Origin of the sequence: Actinomadura citrea (genome assembly GCF_013409045.1) — a bacterium.
Lineage (GTDB): Bacteria > Actinomycetota > Actinomycetes > Streptosporangiales > Streptosporangiaceae > Spirillospora > Spirillospora citrea.
The window spans coordinates 4,527,940-4,548,884 of the sequence record NZ_JACCBT010000001.1 but is presented as its reverse complement, the minus strand read 5'-3'; the positions used below and the strand labels follow the sequence as shown (position 1 = coordinate 4,548,884).

The 20,945-nt window shown below is 73.9% G+C and carries 22 protein-coding genes; 8 read left to right on the top strand and 14 right to left on the bottom strand.

Features of this window, described 5'->3' with window-relative positions; all coding sequences use genetic code 11:
- Window positions 1–79 precede the first annotated feature (79 nt).
- The 6 genes from BJ999_RS21225 to BJ999_RS21200 all read right to left on the bottom strand — a co-directional run bounded on the left by BJ999_RS21225 (window position 80) and on the right by BJ999_RS21200 (window position 7,699).
- Entirely contained in the window at window positions 80–1,282 is a 1,203-nt protein-coding gene (locus BJ999_RS21225) for an AI-2E family transporter (RefSeq protein WP_229810569.1), read from the bottom strand.
- Between the two features lie 107 nt (window positions 1,283–1,389).
- Window positions 1,390–4,593 (bottom strand): DUF4132 domain-containing protein, encoded by a 3,204-nt coding sequence (locus BJ999_RS21220; RefSeq protein ID WP_179834915.1) that lies wholly within the window; start codon window positions 4,591–4,593, stop codon window positions 1,390–1,392.
- 166 nt (window positions 4,594–4,759) lie between these two features.
- Window positions 4,760–5,167 carry a DUF2255 family protein gene (locus BJ999_RS21215; RefSeq protein WP_179834914.1) on the bottom strand — a complete coding sequence of 136 codons (408 nt, stop codon included), beginning with the start codon at window positions 5,165–5,167 and terminating at the stop codon, window positions 4,760–4,762.
- Between the two features lie 119 nt (window positions 5,168–5,286).
- Window positions 5,287–5,703, bottom strand: a complete 417-nt coding sequence (locus tag BJ999_RS21210) for a (R)-mandelonitrile lyase (RefSeq protein ID WP_179834913.1) — start codon at window positions 5,701–5,703, stop codon at window positions 5,287–5,289.
- A gap of 29 nt (window positions 5,704–5,732) precedes the next feature.
- The gene (locus tag BJ999_RS21205) at window positions 5,733–6,611 is read right to left on the bottom strand and encodes an aldo/keto reductase (RefSeq protein WP_179834912.1); all 879 of its coding nucleotides are present in this window, start codon (window positions 6,609–6,611) and stop codon (window positions 5,733–5,735) included.
- Between the two features lie 53 nt (window positions 6,612–6,664).
- Window positions 6,665–7,699: an alcohol dehydrogenase catalytic domain-containing protein gene (locus BJ999_RS21200; protein ID WP_179834911.1), complete on the bottom strand. Its 1,035-nt coding sequence runs from the start codon at window positions 7,697–7,699 to the stop codon at window positions 6,665–6,667.
- A gap of 185 nt (window positions 7,700–7,884) precedes the next feature.
- On the opposite strand from BJ999_RS21200, the gene BJ999_RS21195 reads away from it, so the two are divergent.
- On the top strand, window positions 7,885–8,790 hold the full coding sequence (locus BJ999_RS21195) for a helix-turn-helix transcriptional regulator (RefSeq protein ID WP_373292839.1): 906 nt from the start codon (window positions 7,885–7,887) through the stop codon (window positions 8,788–8,790).
- Between the two features lie 117 nt (window positions 8,791–8,907).
- Here the strand turns inward: BJ999_RS21195 and BJ999_RS21190 are convergent, their stop codons facing one another.
- A complete protein-coding gene (locus tag BJ999_RS21190; RefSeq protein ID WP_179834910.1) occupies window positions 8,908–9,501 on the bottom strand; it encodes a TetR/AcrR family transcriptional regulator in 594 nt (197 codons plus the stop codon).
- A 117-nt stretch (window positions 9,502–9,618) separates the two neighbouring features.
- Between BJ999_RS21190 and BJ999_RS21185 the strand changes: the two genes are divergently transcribed.
- Together BJ999_RS21185 and BJ999_RS21180 are read left to right on the top strand one after the other, a co-directional pair.
- Window positions 9,619–10,440, top strand: a complete 822-nt coding sequence (locus tag BJ999_RS21185) for an SDR family NAD(P)-dependent oxidoreductase (protein ID WP_179834909.1) — start codon at window positions 9,619–9,621, stop codon at window positions 10,438–10,440.
- 40 nt (window positions 10,441–10,480) lie between these two features.
- On the top strand, window positions 10,481–12,136 hold the full coding sequence (locus tag BJ999_RS21180; protein WP_179838698.1) for a TlrC/CarA/OleB/SrmB family ABC-F type ribosomal protection protein: 1,656 nt from the start codon (window positions 10,481–10,483) through the stop codon (window positions 12,134–12,136).
- Here the strand turns inward: BJ999_RS21180 and BJ999_RS21175 are convergent.
- Window positions 12,108–12,665, bottom strand: coding sequence for a TetR/AcrR family transcriptional regulator (locus tag BJ999_RS21175; RefSeq protein ID WP_179834908.1), 558 nt, complete (start codon window positions 12,663–12,665; stop codon window positions 12,108–12,110). The genes BJ999_RS21180 and BJ999_RS21175 overlap by 29 nt on opposite strands.
- 104 nt (window positions 12,666–12,769) lie before the next feature.
- Here BJ999_RS21175 and BJ999_RS21170 point away from each other — a divergent pair, with 104 nt between their 5' ends.
- The gene (locus BJ999_RS21170) at window positions 12,770–13,177 is read left to right on the top strand and encodes a nuclear transport factor 2 family protein (protein ID WP_179834907.1); all 408 of its coding nucleotides are present in this window, start codon (window positions 12,770–12,772) and stop codon (window positions 13,175–13,177) included.
- Window positions 13,178–13,361: 184 nt separating this feature from the next.
- Window positions 13,362–13,862 carry a DinB family protein gene (locus BJ999_RS21165; RefSeq protein ID WP_179834906.1) on the top strand — a complete coding sequence of 167 codons (501 nt, stop codon included), beginning with the start codon at window positions 13,362–13,364 and terminating at the stop codon, window positions 13,860–13,862.
- Window positions 13,863–14,016: 154 nt separating this feature from the next.
- Here BJ999_RS21165 and BJ999_RS21160 read toward each other — a convergent pair whose 3' ends face one another.
- The 3 genes from BJ999_RS21160 to BJ999_RS21150 all read right to left on the bottom strand — a co-directional run bounded on the left by BJ999_RS21160 (window position 14,017) and on the right by BJ999_RS21150 (window position 16,200).
- Window positions 14,017–14,754, bottom strand: coding sequence for a dienelactone hydrolase family protein (locus BJ999_RS21160; RefSeq protein WP_179834905.1), 738 nt, complete (start codon window positions 14,752–14,754; stop codon window positions 14,017–14,019).
- A gap of 268 nt (window positions 14,755–15,022) precedes the next feature.
- Window positions 15,023–15,292, bottom strand: a complete 270-nt coding sequence (locus BJ999_RS21155) for a helix-hairpin-helix domain-containing protein (RefSeq protein ID WP_179834904.1) — start codon at window positions 15,290–15,292, stop codon at window positions 15,023–15,025.
- Window positions 15,293–15,339: 47 nt separating this feature from the next.
- Window positions 15,340–16,200, bottom strand: coding sequence for a sigma-70 family RNA polymerase sigma factor (locus tag BJ999_RS21150; RefSeq protein WP_179834903.1), 861 nt, complete (start codon window positions 16,198–16,200; stop codon window positions 15,340–15,342).
- A gap of 69 nt (window positions 16,201–16,269) precedes the next feature.
- On the opposite strand from BJ999_RS21150, the gene BJ999_RS21145 reads away from it, so the two are divergent.
- Complete coding sequence (locus BJ999_RS21145) at window positions 16,270–17,412, top strand: alkene reductase (RefSeq protein WP_179834902.1); 1,143 nt, start codon at window positions 16,270–16,272, stop codon at window positions 17,410–17,412.
- On the opposite strand, the gene BJ999_RS21140 is transcribed toward BJ999_RS21145, so the two are convergent.
- The 3 genes from BJ999_RS21140 to BJ999_RS21130 all read right to left on the bottom strand — a co-directional run bounded on the left by BJ999_RS21140 (window position 17,409) and on the right by BJ999_RS21130 (window position 19,042).
- Window positions 17,409–17,783, bottom strand: coding sequence for a YybH family protein (locus BJ999_RS21140; RefSeq protein ID WP_179834901.1), 375 nt, complete (start codon window positions 17,781–17,783; stop codon window positions 17,409–17,411). The two genes, BJ999_RS21145 and BJ999_RS21140, sit on opposite strands and share 4 nt — an antisense overlap.
- A 96-nt stretch (window positions 17,784–17,879) precedes the next feature.
- Window positions 17,880–18,257, bottom strand: coding sequence for a VOC family protein (locus tag BJ999_RS21135; RefSeq protein ID WP_179834900.1), 378 nt, complete (start codon window positions 18,255–18,257; stop codon window positions 17,880–17,882).
- Complete coding sequence (locus tag BJ999_RS21130) at window positions 18,254–19,042, bottom strand: arsenate reductase/protein-tyrosine-phosphatase family protein (protein WP_179834899.1); 789 nt, start codon at window positions 19,040–19,042, stop codon at window positions 18,254–18,256. The genes BJ999_RS21135 and BJ999_RS21130 overlap by 4 nt, the downstream gene beginning before the upstream one ends.
- A gap of 49 nt (window positions 19,043–19,091) precedes the next feature.
- Here BJ999_RS21130 and BJ999_RS21125 point away from each other — a divergent pair, with 49 nt between their 5' ends.
- Both BJ999_RS21125 and BJ999_RS21120 read left to right on the top strand, forming a co-directional pair.
- Window positions 19,092–20,471: an APC family permease gene (locus BJ999_RS21125; protein ID WP_179834898.1), complete on the top strand. Its 1,380-nt coding sequence runs from the start codon at window positions 19,092–19,094 to the stop codon at window positions 20,469–20,471.
- Window positions 20,464–20,919 (top strand): acyl-CoA thioesterase, encoded by a 456-nt coding sequence (locus tag BJ999_RS21120; protein WP_179834897.1) that lies wholly within the window; start codon window positions 20,464–20,466, stop codon window positions 20,917–20,919. Before BJ999_RS21125 ends, BJ999_RS21120 begins: the two co-directional genes overlap by 8 nt.
- Window positions 20,920–20,945: the final 26 nt, after the last annotated feature.

Here is a 20,945-nt window from a genome sequence, read left to right as displayed (position 1 = left end):
CGGTAGCCGCGGCGGGCGGCTCCCGTCCACGGCAATGCTCGACGATCCGCTCCGGAACCGGCCCCGATCCGGTAAAGCCTCAGCCGCGGCGCAGCCACCGCCACCAGCGCCCGGGGGGCGCGTCCGGCTTGGTCAGGGGATGCTCCTCCACCTCGTATCGGCGCACGTACGCGCCGGCGAACGCCTGGAGGCTGGCGCCGAGCGGGATCGCCAGCAGGATCCCGATGGGCCCGGCGACGGCGGCGCCGGCCAGGATGAGCCCGAACGCGACCGCCGGGTGCATGTCCAGGGTCCGGGCGGTGATGCGCGGTTGCAGCAGGTAGTTCTCCAGTTGCTGGTAGGCGATGATGAACAGCAGGATCCACAGCGCCGTGCTCGGTGACCTGGTCAGGGCGATGAGGACCGGCACGGCCCCGGCCAGGTAGGTGCCGACGGCCGGGATGAACTGGGAGACCACGCCCACCCACAGTGCCAGGGCCGCCGCGTACGGGACGCCGAGCCCGGCCATGGCGGCGTAGTGGGCGACGCCGGAGATGAGGGCGAGCAGTCCCCGGGAGTAGATGTAGCCGCCGGTCTTGTCGACGGCGATCTCCCAGGCGCGCAGGACCTCGCGCTGGCGGTGCGGCGGAAGCAGGGAGCACACGGTCCGGCGGAACCGGGGGCCCTCGGCGGACAGGTAGAAGGTGAACAGCAGGACGCCGAGGGTGTTGAAGAGGACGCCGAGGGCGGTGGTGCCGAATCCCCACACGTTCGCGGCGAGGTCCGACAGGTGCCGCGACAGCGCGCCGGTGACCGTGGGGAGCCGCTGGAAGACCGTCTGCTGCGACAGGTGCGTCCCGAACGTGGCGTTCACCCATCCGACGAACCGGCGGACGTAGCCGGGGAACCCGCCGATCAGGTTGGTGACCTGGGCCGCCAGCAGCGACCCGATACCGCCGAGGAACCCTGCGATGAGCAGCCCCACGACGACGAACATCGCCGCGGTCGCCAGGCCGCGGCGCCATCCGCGCGCGGCGAGCCAGTTCACCGCTGGCTCGATCGCGAAGGCCAGGAACAGCGAGATCAGCAGGAGCAGCAGCAGTTCGCGCAGCCGCCCCAACAGCCACAGGCCCGCCAGGAACGCCAGCACGCTCCCGCCGGCGAGCGCGAACGCCTTGGGCAGCCACGGCGGCATCTGGTGCGACCGTTGGGGGGTCTGCTCGGGGGTGGGGGCGTCGGGCGGTTCATGGGCCGGCGTAGCGCCGGGCGTGTCGCCGGGCGGCTGGCCGGGCGTCTGCGGCATTCCTGCACGTTAACGGCGTCCGGGCGGGCATTCCGGGCGCCCCGCACCGCGGCAGGCGCAAGCTTTGCCGGGATTTCAGCCCCCGCCGCGGTCACGCGGTGCCGCCGTCATCCCTGGGTGGCCGCGGTAAGTTCGGCGAGCAGTTCGCTGGCCTGGACGGCATCCAGGTCGCCGGTCACGTGGACGCCGCCGATCGTGACGAGCTCGGCGGGGTCGCGGTCGCCGATCGCGACCGCGGGCTCGAAGCCGAGCCCGGCGGCCACGCCGCCGGGAAGGGCGCGCGTCATCCCGCCGACGATGCCGGCGTCGGCGGGCATGTCGTGCTCCCAGCCGTCGTGCTCCAGGCGCAGGAGCCGCCCGAGCGGGACCGTGGCGCCGTCGAACCGGGCGAGGCGGCCGGTCCGGCGTTCCTCCTCGCCGAGGGCGTACACGGGGCGGTCCAGTTGCGGGAACGGCTGCGCGATCTCGTAGTCGCCGAACACCTGCGTCCAGGCGGCCAGGTCCCCCGCGGCCAGGTCGAGGCGGTGCGCGACGCGGACCCGGGCGGCGCCGTCCAGGACGAGGGCGTCGTCGGCGGAGTCGGCGAGCGTGCCGTCCTCGGCGACCCGGAAGGCCGTGCCGTCGCCGGTGAGCCACACCAGCCGCCGGACGATGTGGCGCAGCAGCGGGTGGCCGGCCAGGAGCCGCTGGAAGTCGGGCAGGGCCCAGGAGCGCCGCTGGACCATGGCGGACTCCAGCCTGCGCACCTGGCCGGCGGCCACGGCGCGCACGTCCTTGCGCAGCGCCGCGAACCGCTTGTGGGCGGCGGGGGCGAGGTCGGGGTCGTCCTTGGCGCCCGGTTTGGGCAGCGCCTTGCGCGGCCTGCCCGCGTCGTCCAGGACGTAGGGCCTGAGCTGCTCGTCGAAGCCGAGGGTGAAGCGGCGGGGCCCGTAGTCCAGGACGAGGGTGCCGGCGGCGTCGAGCCCGAGGTCGGGCACCAGGCGGTCGGCGAGTTCGTCCTCGGTGAGCCCGAGGCCGCCGGCGATCTGGTCGATCTTCTGGCGGGCGCGCTCCTTGAGGGCCGTGAACCGCAGCTTCTGGGAGATGCCGTGCAGGTGCAGGAGCGCGACGTCGGTGCCGATCTCGGCCAGGACGTCCAGGCCGGCGGCGGCGTTCCTGTGGCGGCTCTGGCCGGGCCACGCGCGGATCAGCGGGGTGAGGCGGCGGGCGGCCTCGTCGCCGCCGAGCAGGCCGAGCTGGGTGAGCGCCCAGCCGTCCCTGGCCGGGTGCCCGGCCGCCTCCCACCGCTCGAACACCGCCCAGGAGAAGGCGGCGAGCGACTCGGGGTCGCAGGCCCGTTCGACATCGGCGAGGTCGGGGCGCGCCCCGCCGGGGTGTTCGAGCGCGAGCGTGAGCAGCAGGTGGCGCGTCGCACCGGAGGGCAGCGCCCGGTCGCGCCGGACGGTCAGGATCTGCGGCAGCAGCGCCGGGTCGGCCCAGCCGCCGATCGTCGGCGCGCGCAGCGGGACCAGGTCGAGCGGGTCGGCGGTCATCAGGTCCGCGATCGCGGCGGCGGCGCGGTCGCCGTGGACGCGGGCGGCCTCCACGACCGCCTCCGCGCTCTCGTTCCCGGCGATGTGCAGCAGAGCGAGCTGCGCGGCGCGGCGCTCGCGTCCGGCCGGGCCCAGCGCCGCGGGGATGAGCTGCGGGACGGCGGCGATCCGGTGGCGGGCGAACCAGTCGTGGGCGACGGGCCGCGCCGACTTCAGCCGCAGCGCCCAGTCCGCCATGAGCGCGGCGATGCGCGGGGTGAGGAACGGCAGCAGCACCTCGCCGTCGGAGGCGGGCGCGTCCGCGGCGGCCTTGGTCAGCAGCGGGGCGGCGTCCAGTTCGTAGCGGGCCGCCATCTCCTTCTTGTACCAGGTGAGGGGCGGGTCACCGGCGGCCCATGCGGCGAACAGGGGCCGCACCAGTTCCTCGGGCCCCTCGGCGAACAGCTCCAGCGTCTGCCAGTAGGCCAGCCGCCCCGCCTTGTGGTCGAGGATCCTGCCGACCCAGCCGTCCCGGTCCCACCATCGGCCGGACGGCGACCAGGCCTCGCGTTCGCCGCGCTTCCAGCGGACGGCGGCGACGTCCGGCGGCACCAGCCCGTCGATCACCACGGCCCGGCGCTCGCGGCGCCGGCGGCTCCAGGGCGGGGTCACCAGCGAGGCGGGCAGCTCCCGCGCCGCGGCGTCGGGCACGCGCGCCGGCCCCGCCTTACCCCCCTCGCCCAGTTCGGGGTGGGTGAGCAGGTGCTCCTCCAGCAGTTCGGCGGCGACCTCGGCGGCCTTGCCGGTGCCCGCCGCCGCACCGCCCAGCAGCCGCGCCGCCCGCGCGGGGAACCGTTTCATCGCCGTCGCCAGCGCGGGCCTGACACGGTCCTGGTCGGCGCGGTCCACCAGGGCCTGGAACGCCTCGTCGGTGGGCAGGACCGCCAGCGCCTCGGCGCTGTTCTCGCGGGCCTTGGCGTTGTGCGCCGTGTCGTAGGCGTGGGCCAGCGGCGGCGCTAGGGCAGCGCCCACACCGTCCACGGCGGTGGTCACCAGTTCGGCGTTGCCCGCCTGCCATCCCAGGACGCCCAGGCGGGCCAGCTGCGCCGGGGAGGCGATGGAGCACCACAGCATCCAGGAGTACATGTAGTCCAGCGGGCCGCCGGTTTCGGCCAACGACTCCTCGACCCAGTCCTGCCGGGTGGGCACGAGGTAGGTGGTGACGGAGCGGAGCAGGATGTTGCCGCGGTACTCCGCCAGGCGCGAGACCGCCCGCTCGTACTCGGTGTCGTCCACGGCGGCGAGAACGGCCCGCATCCGGACCAGCGCACCGCGCATCCCCCACCAGTGGCCGTACTTCTCGTGCGGGTCCCGCAGCCGGACCCACGCCTCGTGCCGCACGCCCTGCTCGATCCACCGCCACGTGGGCTCGGCCTTGCTGAGGCCCGCGACCGCGGCGGCGGCGAACGCGGCACCGCGCTCGGCGCACCAGGCGTCCACGAGCAGGGTGTGCGATTCGTCCTGCCCGGACTCCTTGCGGACGGCGATCTGCCCGACGACCGAGGCGCCGAGCGGGTCGTCCTCGCCGCTCAGGTACCGCCGGGCCGCTGCGACGAGCCCGGGGTCGCTCCGCGGGTTGCCGAGCACGTCCTCGACATCGGCCGACCGCGCCCGGATCTTCTCGGAGAGCGCGTCGCCCGCCGCGGGGTCGAGCTTGAGCACGGTGCCGGGCGTGCCGCCCCGCCGCGGATGCAACCGGCGCCGCCACACCGCCGGAACGACCAACGTCTCCTCGTCCATGGCGCCTCACCGTAGGACCAGGCTCCGACAGGCGTCCTGGCGGTCGATCCAGGCGCCCCTGGCCGTGGCCGGAGCGGGCATCGGGATGCGTGTCCGGTCCGATGGTCTCGAGGTACGGCGTTGCACCCCGCTGGCACTTCACTGATCTCGGTGCTCGTCCGGCCGCTCACCCCTGAGCGGGCTGCGGGGTGAGGCGCATCGTGGTGGTCGCCGCCTGTGGACTGGTGATGCTGTCGACCGGAGCCGAGTAGCGGTGGTACTTCGTGCGGTAGGCGGCGTCGATCCGGTCGTTGAGGCCCGGGTCGACGCCGGTGCCGACGTCGGTGTAGGCGACGTCCTTGGTGACGCCGCCGGCCTGGATGCGTCCCTGACGGCGTTGGCGGGTGGCGCGGAACCAGACCGAGCCGGGCCCGTTCACCGAGCGGACGTACAGGTCGCCGTCGACCTCCACCATCCAGATCGTGCGCGGGCTGCTCAGCGAGCCCCCGTCGCGGCGCGAGGCGATCTGCATTTCGTCGGCGCTGTTGATACGGGCGAACTCGTCGTCGTTCCAGGTCGTTGCGGGCGAAGACATCGTCGTTCTCCTCAGCGGTCGGTTGTGGTGGGCATGGTCGCGGTCATCTCCTTCTCCCGTCCTCTCCTCCCTTCAGCGGTCCCGAGCCGTAGCCGGCCGGATGTCCGTCCCGGTGTCCGCTAGGTCGCCGGGGTACGGGGCCCCTGGTACTCGGCGTCGGTGACCTTCTCGCCCCACACCGTCTCGGGGCCGCCGTCCGGTCCGGGCCCCTCCCACAAGGCCAGGTGCTCCATGAAGGCGTCCGGGGTGGCGCCGTGCCAGTGCTCCTCACCAGCCGGGGTGTGGACGGTGTCGCCGGGACGGGCCTCGATGATCTGGCCGCCGCGCGACTGGATCAGGGCGACGCCCGACACGATGTGCAGGGTCTGGCCCATCGCGTGCGAGTGCCAGTCGGTGCGGGCGCAGGGCGAGAACCGCACCAGGTTGGCGCGCATCCTTGACGGCTCCTGCCCGGCGTAGATCACGTCCCACCACACGTCTCCGGTGAACCAGTCGGCCGGGGCCTTGCTGGTGGGCTGCCGCTTGAGAATCTCCATGGTCCTCCTCGTCGGAATCGGCGGTGCCATCAGGCCTCGGGGATGGGGCTGCCGTAGGCCTCCAAGGTGATGTCCCGGGGGTCGGGGCCGTGGCGGATGCCGGTGTCGAGGGCGTCCAGGGCCGCGCGTTCGGCGTCGGTGAGGTCGAAGTCGAACACCCCGAAGTTCTCGGCGATGCGTTCGGGCCGCACCGATTTGGGGATGGCCGAGCGTCCTTCCTGCAGGTGCCAGCGGAGCATGACCTGGGCGGGGGTCCTGCCGTGGGCGTCGGCGATCCCGACGATCACCGGGTCGTCGAAGGTGCTGGTCGCGGCGCCGGTGCCCCGGTAGCTGGTGATCCCGCCGATCGGCGACCACGCCTGGGTCACGATCCCCCGGTCGGCGTCGGCGGCCTGCACCTCGGGCTGGGTGAAGTAGGGGTGCACCTCCACCTGGTTCACCGCGGGCACCACGCCCGCCTCCTTCATCAGGGCGTCCAGGTGCTCGGGCATGAAGTTGCTGACGCCGATGGCGCGGACGCGCCCGTCCGACAGCAGCGTCTCCAGCGCCCGGTAGGCGCCCTGGGTCAGGTCGAAGCGGGTCGGCAGCGCCTGGTGGAGGATGAACAGGTCGATGCGGTCGACGCCGAGCTTGCCCGAGCTCTTGTCGAAGGCGTGCAGGGTCTCCTCGTGGCCGAAGTCGCTGATCCACACCTTGGTCTCGATGAACACCTCGTCCCGGTCCAGGCCCGAGCGGCGGATCGCCTCGCCGACCTCACGCTCGTTGCCGTAGGCGGCGGCGGTGTCGATCAGCCGGTACCCGGTCTCCAGGGCGGTCTGCACCGCCTCGGCGGTGGCGTCGGGCGGCGTCTGGTACACCCCGAACCCGAGAGCGGGCATCGAGACGCCGTTGTTCAAGGTCAAGATCATGAATCGCGCCTCCCGGTACGGTCGTCTACAGGTCGATCCGGGCCTCGGCCCCACTACGGCCGGACGAGGACCTTCAGCGCCTCGCGGCGGTCCATGGCCCGGTAGCCGTCGGGGACGCCGTCCAGGTCGACGGTGCGGTCGAAGACCTTGCCCGGCCGCACCGAGCCGTCCAGCACCGCCGGCATCAGCTCCTCGATGTAGGCGCGGGCCGGTGCCGGCCCGCCGGTCAGGGTGACGTTCGGGCCGAACAGGCTCGCGAACCCGACCGGCGCCTCCTCGTACTGCGGCGCTCCCACCCGGGAGATCACCCCGCCGGGCCGGACCACGCCGACCGCCTGGGTGTAGGCGGGCATGTGGCCGACGGCCTCCAGCACCTTGCGGGCGCCGTGCCCCCCGGTCAGCTCGCGGACCTTGGCGATGCCCTCGGCGCCGCGCTCGGCGACCACGTCGGTCGCGCCGAACTCGCCGCCCAGGTCGGTGCGGTCCTTGTGCCGCCCCATCAGCACGATCTGCTCGGCGCCCGACCGCCGGGCCGACAGCACCGCCAGCAGCCCGACCGCGCCGTCGCCGATCAGCACGACCGAATCGCCCTGGCCGACGCCCGCACGCTTGGCGGCGTGCCAGCCCGTCCCGTACACATCCGACAGCGTCAGCAGGTCCGGCAGCAGCTCCGAATCCTCACCGACCGGGGCTTTCACCAGCGTCCCGTCGGCCAGCGGCACCCGGACGGCCTCGGCCTGGCCGCCGCCGATCCCCTCCCTGGCCCAGAAACCGCCGTGCAGGCAGGAGGTCTGCAGGCCTTCGCGGCAGAACTCGCAGGTGCCGTCCGACCAGGCGAACGGCGCGATCACCAGATCGCCCCGCTTCACCGTGGAAACCTGCGAGCCGGCCTCCTCCACCACGCCGATGAACTCGTGGCCCATTGGGGACGCCTGGCCGGCGGGCATCGAGTGGTAGGGGTGCAGGTCCGACCCGCAGATGCAGGCCGTCACCACCCGCACCAGCGCGTCGGTCGGCTCGGACAGGACCGGATCGGGCACGGTGTCGACCCGCACGTCCCCGGCCCCGTACATGAACACTGCTCGCATATCCAACTTCCTTACGTCAACGCTGGTCAGAACCCCTACCCAGAGGAATCACGGTCCGAGCGGGGCAGGTCGGCAAAGCGACCCATCCCCAGCAAACGTTCTTTTGCCGGGCCCCGGGAGTGCCTGTCGTTCCAGGTAATGCCAGTACCTGCTGCGTCGACCGACGCCCGCATACCGTGAAGGGCATGGGCGAGAAGGGCATGGACGACCGCACCGAGATCAAGGAGTTCCTCGCCTCCCGCCGGGCCCGCATCACCCCCGAGCAGGCCGGGCTGCCCGCCTACGGCGGCAACCGGCGGGTCAAGGGACTGCGCCGCGAGGAGGTCGCCCTGCTCGCAGGGGTCTCGGTCGACTACTACGTCCGCCTGGAGCGCGGCAACCTGTCCGGCGCCTCCGACGGCGTCCTGCACGGCGTCGCCCGCGCCCTCCAACTCGACGACGCCGAGCGCGAGCACCTGTTCGAGCTCGCGCGCCGGGCCACCGGCCCCGCTCCCGCCACCCGCCGCAGGAGCCCGACCAAGCCCCCGCCGCCGGCCCTGCAGCACATGCTGGACGCGATCAGCGACGCACCCGCCTGGATCCGCAACGACCGCCACGACGTCCTGGCCACCAACCGCCTCGCGCGCGCCCTGTACGCGCCGATCCTGGCCGACCCGCGCCGGCCGGCCAACACCGCCCGCTTCATCTACCTCGACCCCGCCGCCAGGGACTTCTTCACCGACTGGGACAAGGCCGCCGACGACGTCGCCGCGATGCTCCGCGCCGAAGCCGGCCGCAACCCCCACGACCGCAACCTCACCGACCTGATCGGCGAGTTGTCCACCCGCAGCGAGGTCTTCCGCAAGCGCTGGGCCGACCACAACGTCCGCCACCACCGCGCCGGGGTCAAAAGGCTCCACCACCCCGCCGTCGGCGACCTGGAACTCCACTTCGAGGCCATGACGCTGACCTCCGACCCGGCGCTCACACTCCTCATCTACACCGCCGCCCCCGACACCCCCAGCGCCGACAACCTCCGCCTGCTGGCCACCTGGGCCGCCACCCAGGACCACCCCACGCCCACCCACCCCCACAAGGAGCAGCACCCCTGACGCGCCTGCTCGATCACAGGGTGAACCTCGCCATGATCACCGCGGACTCCGGTCGGCCCGTGGGTGCGCGGGCCGGGCGGGAACACCGGACCAGACCTGCGGCCTCTCTGACGCGGGTCAGGGGGCGAAGGCGCGGAGGGCGACGTCCACGAGCGCGTCGGCGTACTCGGGGCTGAGCGGGCCGGAGCGGTGCAGCCAGCGCTGGTAGAGCGGGGCGTACAGCACCTCCAGCACCAGGTCGAGGTCGGCGTCCGCGCGCAACTGGCCCGCCCGCTGGGCGCTGCGCAGTCGTTCCTTCTTGGCCTGGTCGAGGGGGCCGGCCAGTTTCTCGCGGTACAGGCCGGCCAGGTCGGGGTCATCGATGATCTGCGTGTTGAGCGCCCTGAGGGGCGTCTCGAACGCCGGGTCGGCGAACTCGGCGACCGTCGCCCGCATGACGGTCCTGAGGTCGGCCTCGATGTCGCCGGTGTCGGGGAGCCGGACGCCCTCCTCCCCCTCGCTGAGCGCCAGGAACGAGTCGAAGATCACCGCGCCCTTGGACGGCCACCAGCGGTAGATGGTCTGCTTGCCGACTCCCGCCCGCGCGGCGATCGCCTCGATCGTGACCTTGGCGTACCCGAGTTCGGAGACCAGTTCGCGCGCGGCGGCCAGGACGGCCTTTCGGGATCGCTCGCTGCGCCGCGCGGGGTTCGGTTTTCTGGTGCTGGACACGGCCGGGAGTATACCTCCGACGAGACGAGACGGTCCGTCTTGACTCAGCGGCGGCACATCCCCATACTCGTGTCATACGAGACGGACCGTCTCGTCTCCGAGGAGCGAGGAGCGTGCATGACGACCGCCCGGGTCTGGTTCATCACCGGTGCGTCGAGGGGCTTGGGCAGGGCGTTCGCCGAGGCGGCGCTCGCCGCCGGGGACCGCGTCGTGGCCGCCGCGCGCGACCTGACCCCGCTCGACGACCTGGCCGCCGACCACCCCGACCGCCTCGCACGGCTGACGCTGGACGTCCGCGACCGCGCCGCCGTGCGGACGGTGGTGGACCGTGCGGCGGCGACGTTCGGGCGGCTGGACGTCGTGGTCAACAACGCCGGGGCCATGCTGCTCGGCATGGTGGAGGAGGCGACCGAGGAGCAGATCCGCGCCCAGTTCGACGTCAACTTCTTCGGCGCGGTCTGGGTGGCCCAAGCCGTGGTGCCGCACCTGCGCACGCAGGGCTCCGGCCACATCCTGCAGGTCACCACGATGGGGACCGGCGGCGGGGTCGCGTCCGCCGGGTTCTACGCGGCGAGCAAGAGCGCGCTCGACTCGCTGAGCCAGGCGCTGGCGATGGAGGTGGCGCCGTTCGGGGTCAAGGTGACGATCGTGCAGCCCGGCGGGTACGGCACGGACCTGTTCACGCGCGGCACCACGGTGACCCCGCCGCTCCCGGAGTACGAGCCGCTGCGCGTCCGGCTGGCCGAGATGTGGGGCGAGGACGCCGGACCCGATCCGAGCACCGCGGCCCCCGTGGTCATGGAGCTCGCCGACCTGGACGAGCCGCCCCTGCGGCTGATCGTCGGCGCCGCCTCCTACGACATGGTCCAGCAGATGGACCGGGCACGGACCGAGGAGTACCGGGCCTGGGAGCAGCTCAGCCGTAAGGCCCCTGGCTGACCCTGAACGCTGTCCGCACCGACTGGAAGGAGGTGGCGCTCTGCGCGCCCCTGCCCAACTGGCACTCGACCAGATCACCAAGCGCTACGGCACCCGCGTCGTCCTGGACCGGGTCTCGCTCACCGTCAGGCCCGGCGAGCGGCTCGGAGTGATCGGCGACAACGGGTCCGGGAAGTCCACGCTGCTCAAGCTCATGGCGGGCGTCGAGCGTCCGGACAACGGCGAACGCGTGGCCGTCGCGCCCGGCGGAGTCGGGTACCTGCCGCAGTCGCTGGCGCTGCCGCCGGCGGCCACCGTCGCCGACGCCGTCGACCTGGCACTGGCCGACCTGCGCGACCTCGAGGCCCGGATGCGGGCCGCCGAACGTTCGCTTGGCGCGACGGACGCGCAGGAGCCCCCGGGCCTGGACGCCTATGCGGAGGTGGTGGCGGAGTTCGAGGCGCGGGGCGGATACGAGGCCGACCTTCGTGTGGACGTCGCGCTGCACGGGCTCGGGCTTCCCGGGCTCGACCGGGGCCGCCCGCTGGACACGCTCTCCGGCGGAGAGCTCTCCAGGCTGGCCCTGGCCGCCACGCTGGCCTCCGCCCCCGAGCTGCTGCTGCTCGACGAGCCGACCAACGACCTGGACGATCAGGCCACGGCCTGGCTCGAACAGCGCCTGCGCGCCCATCGGGGCACGGTCGTGGCGATCACGCACGACCGGATGTTCCTTGAGCGGGTGACCACCGCCGTGGTCGAGGTGGAGGGCGGGCACGTGCGCCGCTACGGCGACGGGTACGCCGGTTATCTCGCCGCCAAGGCCGCCGAACGCGCCGCGCAGGCGCGGGCCCACGAGGAGTGGAGGACGGAGCTGGACCGGCACGCCGCGCTGGTGGCCGCCAACGCGGGCCGGCTCGCCGCGATCCCGCGCAGGACGGTCAAGGCGGGCATGGGCACCGGCGCTTGGCGGGCGCGCTCGCGCACCCACGGCGCCGCCGGGCGCATCCGGCAGTCCCGGCAACGGCTGCGCCGGCTCAACGATCACCCCGCCGCGCCGCCCCCGGAGCCGCTGCGCTTCACCGCCGTCCCCGCCACCGGGGGCGCCGCCGGGGACGAGGTGGCCGCGCTCGACGGCGTGGTGGTGCCGGGGCGGCTCCGCCTGGAGTCCCTGACCGTCCACGCCGGTGAGCGGCTGCTCGTCACCGGCCCGAACGGAGCGGGCAAGACGACCCTGATGCGGGTCCTCGCCGGAGAACTGCGCCCGGACGCGGGCGAGGTGCGGCGGTCCTGCCGGGTCGGGTTCTTCCGGCAGGACGGGCCGACCGGCGCGGGGCACCGCACCGTGCTGCAGGCCTACGCGCACGGACGTCCGGGAAGCCCCGACGAGCACGCGGACGCCCTGCTCGCCCTGGGCCTGTTCCGGCCGTCCGACCTGGGGCTGCGCCTCGGGGAGCTGTCCCATGGGCAGCGGCGCCGGGTCGAGCTGGCGCGGCTGGTGGGCGAGCCCCGGGACCTGCTTCTGCTCGACGAGCCGACCAACCACCTGTCGCCGATGCTCACGGAGCAACTGGAAGAGGCGCTGGCCTCCTACCAGGGCGCGCTGGTGGTGGTCACGCACGACCGGCGCCTGCGCGCCGCGTTCACCGGCGCCCGCCTCGAACTGGCCGAGGGACGCCGGGTGCCGCCGGTCAGGTCAGGCCGTGCCGGACGATCGTGAGCAGGCGGCGGACCTGGCCGGGGTCGGTGCAGGAGGTGGCGATGGCGTGGGCCAGTGTCAGCACCTCGGCCACGGTGATGTCGCCGCGGACGTCACCCGCCCGCTGCGCTCGCGCGAGGAGGGTCTCCGCCGTGGAGGTCAGCGCGGCGTGCCAGCGCGCGAACAGCTCGGTGCGCCGCGCGTCGTCGTCGCCCGCGCCCGCGAAGGCCGGGGCCCGCCCGGTCGCGACCTGGACGGCGAAGGCCTCCAGCCAGGCGTGGAGCGCCTCGCCGGCGCCGGCCTCGGCCGGCAGGGCGGCGCCCCGGTCGCACAGGGCGGCGACCTCGTCGGCGTAGACGGCGGCGAGCAGGTCGTCGCGGGTCGGATAGTGCCGGTAGAGGGTCGCGTTGCCGACGCCCGCGCGCTTGGCGATCTCGTCCAGGGGGGCGCCCGGGCCCCGCTCGTCGAACAGCTCCCTGGCGGCCGCGACGAGCAGCCGCGCGTTGCGCTCGGCGTCGGCACGGCGCGCCCGGCCGGCGGCGGCGGTCATCGCGGCTCCCTGGTTGTCGAACGGGGACGTCCCCGGTTAGTCTAGCGGGGCATTAAACGGGGACCTCCCCGTTTAATGCCTCCGGCCGGACCTGAGGAGGAGCCATGGCGTTCACCGCCGACGACCGCACCGAGATCACCGAGCTGATCTCCATGCACGGCCACCTGTGCGACAGCGGGGATCTGGACCGGCTGGAGGAGCTGTTCACCCCCGACGTCGTGTACGACGTCACCGACTTCGGGCAGGAGCCCCTGCTCGGCGTTGCCGCATGCGCCGCCGCCGCGCGTGCGGTGGGCGAACTCAACCCCGTCGGGCATCACGTCACCAACATCGTCCTCACCGAGGCCGCCGGCGACCGGGTGCACGCGCGTTCCAAGGGGCTCGGCGTCAACGCGGACGGCACCGTCGGCAGCGTGACCTACGAGGACACCGTCGTCCGCACCCCGCACGGCTGGCGGATCAGCCACCGGACGGTCCGCGCGCACCGCACTCCCCTGGGCGGACGCCTGTGATTCCACGCCCTTGCCGCTCCGCCACCTTCCGGGCGGATCCAGGTCCCTCTTTGCCGGAACCGCAAGATTTCGTGCCGAGTCGCGGCGCCCCTGCCAAGACTGGCCGCAGAGCCACCACAGGCCTGCCGCCGACGACGCGCTGCGGCCCGGCGGTCGGCGCCGGTCCCGCGAAGAGGAGATCACCGTGCCCAGCACCACGCGCCGCGCCCGCCGCGGCGACACCCCGCCGCCCCGCACCGGCGGCGACGAGGCCGGGACCCTGCGCGGGTTCCTCGACTATCTGCGGACCTCGATCGCCGCGAAGGTCGAGGGTGCGCCCGAGCCGCAGGTGCGAGCGGCCGCGGTGCCCTCGGGCACCAACCTGCTCGGCCTGCTCCACCACCTGACCTTCGTCGAACGCTCGATGTTCCTCGGGGAGGACGTCACCGACTGGCAGGCGACGTTCCAGGCCGCGCCGACCGACGGCGTGGCCGACATCGTGGCCCGCTACCGGGAGGCGGTCGAGCGCGCGAACGAAGTGCTCGACGGGTGCACCGACCTCGGCGCACCCGTTCCCCGACGGCGGCCGGGGCGCACCGCCCCCAGCGTCCGCTGGGCACTGACCCACATGATCGAGGAGACCGGCCGCCACGCGGGCCACGCCGACATCCTCCGCGAACAGATCGACGGCGCGACCGGGCGCTGACCTCCCACCGGTGTCATCGCGTCAGGTGGTACCGCAGCGGCGAACCCCTCGGAGTGGTCGGCCGGCGGCCTCCGCCGTCCCGGCCGGGCGTACCGACGACGGCCGGTACGCCCGGCCGGCACCGCCTACCATTCTGCAGGCCGGCGGCCGGCGGCTAGCTCAGATGCCGGGTGAAGAACTGGGCCGCGGCGTCCCCCGCGAACTGCGGGACGCCGGTGTGCCCGCCCATGTTGGCGTGCAGTGTCTTCTCCTTGGCGCCGAAGGCGTCGAACAGGTCCAGGGCGGCCTGCCGGTCGTTGCCTTCGTCGTCCCACTGCAGCAGGACGTGCAGCGGAATGGTGACCTGGCGGGCCTCCTCGACAATGGTGCGGGGCACGAAACTCCCGGCGAACAGAACGGCGGCCGAGATGCGCGGCTCGACCACCGCCAGCCGGACGCCGATGGAGATCACTCCACCCGAGTACCCGACCGGGCCGTCGATCTCGGGCAGCGAGAGGAGGGCGTCCAGGGCGGTCCGCCATTCCGGGACCGCCTTGTCGACCAGCGGGAGGACGAGCCGGTCGACGATCTCCTCGCCGACCGGCTCGCCGGCCTCCAGCGCCCGGTGCAGGTCGGCGCGGGCCTGCTCGGCGGCGGCCGAGCGGGGGCGGTCACCGCTTCCGGGGAGCTCGATGGTGGCCGCGGCGAAGCCGTCCGCCGCGGAGTGCCGGGCTCGGGCCGCCAGTCGGGGGCGCATCCTGTGCAGTCCGCCGGGGTGGCCGATCAGGATCAGCGGGGCCGGCGCGGATGAGGATGCGGATCCGGGCGTCCACAGGATGCCGGGGATCTCGCCGAGGGTGAATTCGCGTTCGAGGACGCCGTCGTCGAGGCGCCGCTCGGAGGTGAAGTGCATGGTCGTGCCTTTCGGGAGTGCTCGTGAACGGCGCTCCCGGACGACCTACCGTCCGACCGTGACCCCGGAGGGGAGCACCCATGTCGCAATGTTCACGGGTACCACCTCCTCGTCCTCTGGCACGGCTTCCGGAAAAGTAGCAGTGGCCGCCGTGGTCCGCCAACGGGTTTTCGTGGAGGCTCCGTGGCCGGATGCCACGGAACCGCTCACCCGAAGGCTGAACGCCGCGTAGTCAGAGGCTTCGGGTCTGTGCGGGCACGGTGGGGAATCAGGGGCGGGTGCCGGCGAGGAGGCGTTTGCGTTCGGGGGTGTAGTGCCACCAGTGGCGGGCGGGCTTTCCGTCGGCCTGGTCGACGGCGGACATGACGGTGTCGAGCAGGCAGGGGTCGAGGCGGCGACCGTAGGCGGCCGACATCCGCTCGTACAGCTCGACGGGGTCCTGGCCTTCGAGTTGGGCGACGGCGGTGATGCCGATGCGGCCGAAGTAGGCGGCGACGGCCGGTCCCACGTTGGTCAGTTCGGAGAGTTCGCTGCTCATGGGGCCAACGTAGGACGGTTCGGGCGGCGCGGTCTTGTAGGAATCGGTCAGGGGACGGCGAGGTCGAGGGCGGTGAGGCGGGCGGGGTCGGCGATCATCTCGTAGCCGGTGACGCGGCCGTCGCGGACGGTGATGGCGATGGCGAGCAGGAGGCGGCCGTGCGGGGCGACGACGGCGCCGATCGTCCCGTCGACGAGGGCGGGTCCGGCGTATCCGGCGCGGCGGCCGAACAGCTGCATCTCGCGGGCGACGGAGTCGGCGCCGCGCAGGACGGCGGGGCGGCCGGGGGTGAGGGCGGCTCGGTCGGCGCGGCGGACGACGTCGGGGGCCAGCACGCCGAGGAGGGCGTCGAGGTCGCCGCTGCGGGCGGCGGCGAGGAACGCCTCGACGACGCGGCGCTGTTCGGCGAGTTCGGGTTCCGGTGGGGCGGCGGCGCCGCGCACGCGGTGGCGGGCGCGGCTGGCGAGTTTCTTGGCGGCGGCCGGGGTGCGCTCGACGATGGGGGCGATCTGGTCGAACGGGACGGCGAACACGTCGTGCAGGACGAAGGCGACGCGTTCGGCGGGTCCGAGGGTGGCCAGCACGACGAGCATGGCGCGGCCGACGGACTCGATGAGGACGGTCTCGGTCTCGGGGTCGCCGTCGTCGGGCTGGACGGGTGAGTGCCATCCGTAGGGTTCCTCGCGCCGGGAGGTGCGGGCGCGGAGCATGTCGAGGCAGATGCGGGCCACGACGGTGCGCAGCCACGCCTCCAGGTCGTCGATTCCGGCGGGGCCGGTGCGGTCGAGCCGCAGCCACGCCTCCTGGACGGCGTCGTCGGTCTCGCCGGGGTCGCCGAGCATCCGGTAGGCGACCGCGCGCAGGCTGGGGCGGTGCGCCTCGAAGCGTTCGGCGAGTTGGTCGTGCATCGGTCACCTTTCCGTGCCGCGTTGCGTCTGCTTCGTGGCATCCGAGAGACGACGACGGCAGGAAGACAGATGATCCGACATGACGAGGGTAGCGAGCCGGGCGGTTCGCCGCTGCTGCGGCCGGTGGCGCTCGGGGACCTGGAGCTGCCCAACCGGGTGGTGATGGCCCCGTTGACGCGGTCGCGCGCGTCCGGTCCCGGCCTGGAGCCGACTGAGCTGCACGCCGCCTACTACGGGCAGCGCGCCACGGCCGGGCTGATCGTCGCCGAGGGGGCGTGGGTCGGTGAGGGGGCGATCGGGTTCCCCGGCGTCCCCGGCGTCTACGGCGAGCGGCAGGTGCGGGGCTGGCGCCGCGTCACCGATCTCGTCCACGCGCTGGGCGGGCGCATCGTGCTGCAGTTGTGGCACACCGGCGCCCACTCCCATCCCGACCACCGGGGCGGAGCACGGCCCGCGGGGCCGTCGGCGGTCGATCCGGGCGAGGTGTGCTGGACGGCGGAGGGCCCCAAGGCGACGGTCACGCCCCGGGAGATGACACGCGCGCAGATCGAGGAGACGGTCGCCGAGTACGGCGCGGCTTCCGCGCGGGCGCGCCGGGCGGGGTTCGACGGGGTGGAGGTCGCCGCGAACGGCACGTTCCTGCTCGCGCAGTTCCTCAACCCGCGGCTGAACCGCCGCACCGACGCCTACGGCACCGACCGGGGCCGCCTGCTCCTGGAGGTCGTGGACGCCGTGACGGCGGCGTGGGACGGGCGCCGCGCCGGGGTGCGGCTGTCGCCGCACTGGACGGTGCACGACACCTCGCCCGGGGCGCGCCGCGCCGACTACCCCTACACCGCCGACGAGGCGACGCTCGCCGCCTACGACGCCCTGGTGGCGGAGCTCGGCACCCGTCCCCTGGCCTACCTTCACCTGCGCGGGAGAGCCCTGACCGGGCCGGACGCGGTGCCGGACTTCGACGAGTTCGCCCGCTACCGCAAACTGTTCGACGGTGCCCTGGTCGCCAATCACGGGTTCGGGCGGGAGTCGGGGAACGCGGTGGTCGAGGCGGGGATCGCCGACGCGGTGTCGTTCGGGCGGCCGTTCATCGCCAATCCCGATCTGGTCGCCCGGTTCGCGCTGGGCCATGCCGTGGTGCGCGAGGACGAGAGCACCCACTACGGCGGCGGGGCGCGCGGGTACGTCGACTGTCCGATCTGGGCGGGGTCCTAGGCGCCGGTTGCGGAGGGCGTGACGAACTCGGGCTGGTCCAGGACGCGCAGCCAGCTGCCGTCGGGCTGGCGGCGGACGACCTGCGCGCGGGCCCCCGCCCCGTCCTTGGGCGGGGTGGAGGTCAGGGCGAGGTCGCCGCTGATCAGGGTGGGCAGCGGCTCCTCGGGGGTGAACCGGGGGCGCACGTCCAGGACCTTCTCCCACAGTTCGCGGATGGCCTGGCGTCCGACGGTCTGGGAGCCGGGCGGGTAGGCCAACACCGCGTTCTCCTCGTAGAGGGCGGCGACTCCGGCCGCGTCGCCGGCGTTGGAGCGTTCGACGAACAGGCGGGTGATGTCCTCCGGCCGCATGGCCTTCTCGTACTCCGTCATGGTTCCCCCCAGGTTGCGTGTGCTGTCACCTCCCATCGTGGGCGCCATGGGGCGAGAAGTCCAAGAGATGCTTCTTCTGCATTCCAGAAGCGTCGCTTATGCGGGCTGGAACAGTTCGACCAGGTTCCCGGCGGGGTCGGCGAGCAGGATCTGGCGGCCGCCGGGCCCGGTGACCAGGTCGCTGCGGAAGGTCAGGCCCGCGGCGCGCAGCCGGGAGACCTCGGCGTCCAGGTCGTCGACGAGCAGGTGGATACGGTTGCCTCCGGCGACGGCGGCGTCCGCGGGTGTGGCGCGGGCGCCGGAGCTGGCCGGTCCCGACAGCAGGAGGCGCAGCGGGCCGCGCACGACGTCGGCGAACGCGGGCGCCGCGTCGCGGTTGAGGGCGAAGCCGAGGTGGGTGGTGTAGAAGTCGACGGCGGCCTGGACGTCGTCGACGAGGTAGCGGACGCCTGCGTACTTCTCGGGTTCCGTCATGGGTGTTCCTCCGTCATCCGCGCGGGTGGTGGGGTCTGGGCGAGGAGGGGCAGCAGGTGGCGGACGCGCGCGTCGAGGTCGGCCGCCGCCCGGCGGAAGGCCGCGAGCCCGGCCGGCGCCGCGGCGGCCGGGTCGGGAGTGCTCCAGTGGGCGTGCCGCGCGTGGTCGCCGAAGTCGGGGCAGGCTTCGCGGGCCCTGTCGCACAGGGTGATGACGCGGTCGAAGCGGCGGCGCAGGGCGTCCAGGCGGCGGGGCCGCTGCGCGGAGATGTCGATGCCGTACCGCTCGCGCAGGACCTGGACGGCGCTGGGGTGCATCTCGGGTCTGGGGCGGGTGCCGGCGCTGGCCGCGGTGACACGGCCGCCGGTGTGGTGGCTCAGGAGGGCCTCGGCGATGGGTGAGCGCGCGCTGTTGCCCGTGCACACGAACAGCACCGCCGGGGGCGCCTGGCGGTGCGGGCCGTCAGGGAACCGCGGTGGTGCGGGGGCGCACCGCAGCGCGGGGTGCAGGGCGGCGCCGGCGCCGGCGAGGGCGTGGGCGCAGCGGTCCAGGTCCAGGCGGTAGTAGCTGTCGCGGCCGTCGTGGCTGCTGCGGGAGGCGGTGACCAGGCCGCCGTCGCGCAGCAGCCGCAGGTGGTAGGAGACCAGGTTCTGCGACGCGGCGGCGATGTCGGTGAGCTCGCGGACGCGCAGGTCGCCGTCGGCGAGGGCGGTCAGCAGCCGCCAGCGCAGCGGGTGGGCGGCCAGCCGCACGAACGCCGGGGCGGCTTGACTCGGTGACGCCATGCCCGGACGATACATCAAATGAGCTTGATGGAATAGGCGGGGGTGGGCGATGGCGATCCGGCGCCGGAACCGGGGCCGGGCCGAGACGGCGGCGTCCGGATCGGCCGGGCCCGGACCGGGCGGGCCGTCCGCCGGGGGCGACCGGCTGGCGCGGCGGCTGGGCACCGGGGACGCGGTGCTGATCGGCCTCGGGTCGATGGTCGGGGCGGGGGTGTTCGCCGTGTTCGGGCCCGCGGCGCGGGTGGCGGGCACGGGCCTGCTGGTGGGGCTGGTGGTCGCGGCGGGGGTCGCGTACTGCAACGCGGTCGCCTCGGCGCAGCTCGCGGCGGTGTATCCGATGTCGGGCGGCACCTACGTGTACGGCCGCGAGCGCCTGGGCCCGTGGTGGGGGTTCGCGGCGGGCTGGGGCTTCGTGGTGGGCAAGACCGCCTCGTGCGCCGCCATGGCGCTCACGTTCGCCTCCTACGCGGTGCCCGGCCCGGGGTGGGTCCGCCGCGCGGTCGCGGCGGCGGCCGTGGTGGCGCTGGCGTCGCTGAACTATCGCGGGGTGACCAGGACGGCGCTGCTCACGCGGGTGCTGGTGGTCGCCGGCTTGGCGGTGCTGGCCGTCGTGGTGGCGGGGATCGCGGCGGGCGGGCAGGCGAGCGCGGCGCGCCTGGGCGGGTGGACGGCGGTGGGCGAGGGCGGCGTCCACGGCGTGCTGCAGGCCGCGGGGCTGCTGTTCTTCGCCTTCGCCGGCTACGCCCGCATCGCGACGATGGGCGAGGAGGTGCGGGACCCGGCCCGCACGATCCCCCGGGCGATCCCGGTGGCGCTGTCCATCGCGGTGGCGGTGTACCTGGTGGTGGGAGCGGCGGCGCTGCTGGCGGCGGGGCCGGACGTTCTGGCGGCCGCGGCGGCGCCGCTGGCGGCCGCGGTCGAGGCGGCGGGGGCCGGGGCGCTGGCGCCGGTGGTGCGGGCGGGCGCGGCGGTGGCGTCGCTGGGCGCGCTGCTGGCGCTGATCGCGGGGATCGGCCGCACGGCGCTGGCCATGGCGCGGCACCGCGACCTGCCGGGGTGGCTGGCGGCCGTGCATCCCCGGTACCGGGTGCCGCACCATGCCGAGGTCGCCGTGGCGGTCGCGGTGTGCGCGCTGGTGGCGGCGGCGGACCTGCGCGGGGTGATCGGGTTCTCCTCGTTCGGTGTCCTGGTGTACTACGCGGTCGCCAACGTGTGCGCGTTCACCCAGCCGGCGGCCGATCGCCGCCGGCCGCGGGCGCTCAACGTGCTCGGCGCCGCGGGGTGCGTGGTCCTGGTGGTGGCGTTGCCGTGGACGTCGGTGCTGGCGGGGGCGGCGATGTTCGCCGTGGGGCTGGGCGGCCGGTGGCTGGTGCTGCGGCGGCGGGGCCCGGGTGCACCCGGCGGCGTGCACAATGCCGGGTATGGGTGAGATCTTCGCGCATCGGTTGCGGGTTCGGTACAGCGAGTGCGATCAGCAGGGCGTGGTGTTCAACGGCCACTACCTGTTCTTCTACGACGTGGCGTTGACGGAGATGTGGCGGGCGCTGTTCGGCGACTACGCGCAGATGGTGGAGCAGGGCTACGACCTGGTGGTGGCCGAGGCGCGGATCCGGTTCCGGGAGGGCGCGCGGTTCGACGAGCTGCTGGAGGTGTCGATGCCGGTGGCGCATCTGGGGACGACGAGCATGATCGTGCGGCCGGTGTTCCGGGTGGATGGGCGGCTCATCGCCGACGGGGAGGTGCGGCACGTGTTCATCGACCCGGCGTCCAAGGCCAAGAAGGAGATGCCGCCGCAGGTGAGGTCGGTTCTGGAGCCTTACCTGGACGGAGTGGCGGGACAGGCGGCCGGCGCCTCGTCAGGTTCACTATCGCCTTGACGATGTCTCGAGCATCGCGCGTTTCC